The sequence below is a fragment of the Galactobacter caseinivorans genome (assembly GCF_003640665.1).
Taxonomy (GTDB): domain Bacteria; phylum Actinomycetota; class Actinomycetes; order Actinomycetales; family Micrococcaceae; genus Galactobacter; species Galactobacter caseinivorans.
Genome location: NZ_QQXL01000013.1, coordinates 1 through 3,101, shown reverse-complemented (window position 1 = coordinate 3,101; position 3,101 = coordinate 1). Strand labels below are relative to the sequence as shown.

General features: G+C 62.1%; 4 protein-coding genes. All 4 read left to right on the top strand.

Annotated elements, in window-relative coordinates; translation table 11 throughout:
• Window positions 1-110: 110 nt before the first annotated feature.
• On the top strand, window positions 111-692 hold the full coding sequence (locus DWQ67_RS13520; RefSeq protein WP_121486141.1) for a T6SS immunity protein Tdi1 domain-containing protein: 582 nt from the start codon (window positions 111-113) through the stop codon (window positions 690-692).
• A 24-nt stretch (window positions 693-716) separates the two neighbouring features.
• Window positions 717-1,574: a hypothetical protein gene (locus DWQ67_RS13515; protein WP_121486140.1), complete on the top strand. Its 858-nt coding sequence runs from the start codon at window positions 717-719 to the stop codon at window positions 1,572-1,574.
• Window positions 1,565-2,422 carry a hypothetical protein gene (locus tag DWQ67_RS13510; RefSeq protein ID WP_121486139.1) on the top strand — a complete coding sequence of 286 codons (858 nt, stop codon included), beginning with the start codon at window positions 1,565-1,567 and terminating at the stop codon, window positions 2,420-2,422. The genes DWQ67_RS13515 and DWQ67_RS13510 overlap by 10 nt, the downstream gene beginning before the upstream one ends.
• Window positions 2,413-3,101, top strand: a 689-nt coding sequence (locus DWQ67_RS13505) for a hypothetical protein (RefSeq protein WP_147433706.1), incomplete at its 3' end; no start/stop codon positions are given. The genes DWQ67_RS13510 and DWQ67_RS13505, both read left to right, overlap by 10 nt.

Below are 3,101 nucleotides of genomic sequence, written 5' to 3'. Positions count from 1 at the left end.
ATCACCACCAACACACCCCCCACCGGACCCACCTACCCCTCCTACGCAGCCCTCCTCACCACCTGGGCCACCAACCTCCAGAGCAACGACGACGAGAGCGAGTAGGACTCATGAAACTCAAGCCCACTTCCACCCTTCCCGAATCCCGTCCGTATGCCTCAGAGTTGCTGGGCCACGGGTTAGACGCTTGGGCAGGCGCGACTCTGCGGCGCGGACTGCTGCGCATCCACAATGACGAGACCGGCCCAGCTGCCACCGAGGAGTTGGCAGACGCCTTTGGCGAGGACTCCGAGGGCCTCACCGTCTTCGCCACAGACTGGCTGGCCCGCCACTACGCGGCCGGTGTCACCCCCGAAGGTCCCGTGGTGGTCCGCGCGGACATCAGCACCGGCGAACTGGATGCCATCACCACCGCAGGCGAGTTCATCACCCTCATCACGAGCGATCGCAAGGCCGAGGACTTCTTTAACCCCGACCAGTTCAAGACCTTCTGCCGCAACAATCGCCTCCTTGGCCTGAACTTCGACGACTGCGCCTCATACAAGCAGCCGCCGTTCCTGGGCGGAGACCCCAGCGTGAACAACATGGAACTGACCGACGTCAGCGTGCACTGGGCACTCTTTGGGCAGATGTACCAGCAGGTCAAGGACCTCCCGCCCGGCACACCCATCAGTGAAATCAACGCCGACTAACGCCGCGGCAAGGGGGCCGTCGCCATGCCCATGAACCGTGCAGACCTCAAGCTCTACCGCTCGCTGGTCGACGCCGCTTTGGCTGCAGTCCCCAAGGACACCGACCGGCGGGTGCGGCAGTTCATGGGCAAAAGAATGAAGCAGTCGATGGGCATAGACGAGATCAACGGAACCGTCGAGATGGGCTACATGGCCAACCTCTGGGCCGCTCTGGGGTACCAGGACGCTATGCGTCATCTGTACGGAGCCATGATGATCCGCGTGAGTTCACAAGACGGAAGGCTCGCGCCCAATAGTCTGGACAGCGCCATGATGGCGTGGCCCGCTGAATATGCGAACCTCACAGGCTACGCCCACCTCTTCAACCGCACCAACACCCCACCCTTCCCCCTCAGCCGGGTGATTATGGGGCGACTCTTCACCGATCCGAGCGAATTTCATCGGGCCTACATCGGGACCCCCCAAATCCCGGGGACGGGTTGGGGGCATAAAGATGTCATTCGCCCCATCCGACATATCCTCGACGACATGGAATTCATGGGCATCCACCGCCTGGCAACCACCAACGACTGGGGCTGGAACAGGGAACGCTTCAACCAAGAGCTCGAGCTGCACGCCACCAACCTGCGCCAGTTCCTGGGCTTCCCAGCTACCAAACCCCACATGCCGGTGGACCCACACGTGTTCATCCCGGACGGCTTCACGCACTTGCCTGTCCAACACGCGACCGAAGCAATTCCCAGCCCCGAGCCCACCCGTCCCCTCCCCGGCCTGGAACACCTCCCCGCACCCATCCCCACAGGAAACCCACTCCCGCCCGAGATCCTCCTCAACCAACCGGACCGGATCCTGCCTCAGGAAGCACCGACGCCATGCCCATGAACCGTGCAGACCTCAAGCTCTATGGCTCGCTGATCGACGCCGCTCTGGCTGCAGTCCCCAAGGACACCGACCGGCGGGTGCGACAGTTTATGGGAAAAAAGGTGAAGCAAACTCTGGGCATCGATGAGGTCAACTCGACGCTTGAGATGGGCCACATGGCCAACCTTTGGGCGGCCCTGGGGTACCAGGACGCCATGCGTTACCTGTTCGAAGCATTGATGGTTCGGCTGGGTTCGCAAGAAGGAATACGCGCCCCGGATAGTCTGGACAGCGCGATGCTGGCCTGGCCGGCTGCATATGCAAATCTCACAGGCTACGCCCACCTCTTCAACCGCGCCAACACCCCACCCTCCTCCCTCAGCGACGAGGTAGACGACCCCATCTTCACCAACCCCAGTGACTACCGGCAACGCACCATGGGAACCCCCCAAGCCCCGGGATCGTCCTGGGGCTTCAAAGACGTCGTCGTTCCCATCCGGTTCATTCTGGACGACATGGAGATCATGGGCATTCACCGCCTCGCCACCACCAACGACTGGGGCTGGAACCGCGAACGCTTCAACCAAGAGCTAGAACTCCACGCCACCAACCTGCGCCAATTCCTGAGCTACCCAGCCACCAAACCCCACATGCCGGTGGACCCACACGTGTTCATCCCCGAGAACTTCACCTACTTCCCAGCCCAACACGCGACGGATGCGGTCCCCAGCCCCGAGCCCTCCCGTCCCCTCCCCGGCCTGGAACACCTCCCCGCACCCATCCCCACAGGAAACCCACTCCCGCCCGGGATCCTCCTCAACCAACCGGACCGGATCCTGCCTCAGGAAGCACCGACGCCATGCCCATGAATCGCGCAGCTGAGAAGCTTCATAACTCCCTGATCACCTCGGCCCTGGCCGCGGTGCCCAAAGACGTTGACCCGCGAGTGCGCCAGTTCATTCGGAAAAAGGTCACAGGGAACATGGGCATCGATGAGCCCCTGACATACGTGCAGATGGGCCAGATGGCGAACCTGTGGGCAACCCTGGGGTACCAGGAGGCCGTGCGGTACCTCTGCGAGGCAATGATGGTCCGCTCAGTGCCCGATCAGGGACACAGCGGAGCAAACAGCATGTGCCGATCCATGCTGGCGTGGCCAGCCGAGTACGCGAACCTCACCGGCTACGCCCACCTCTTCAACCGCACCAACACTCCATACTTCCCCCTCAGCCGAGAAATCGAAGACCCGATCTTCACCAACCCGGATGAGTTCAACCGGGACTACATCGGCACCCCTCAAAGTCCGGGGTCCGGCTGGGGACACAAAGACGTGATTCTCCCCATCCGTTACATCGTCGACGACATGTACAAGATGGGCATGTACCGCCTCGCCACCAGCAACGACTGGGGCTGGAACCGCGAACGCTTCAACCAAGAGCTAGAACTCCACGCCACCAACCTGCGCCAATTCCTGAGCTACCCAGCCACCAAACCCCACATGCCGGTGGACCCACACGTGTTCATCCCCGAGAACTTCACCTACTTCCC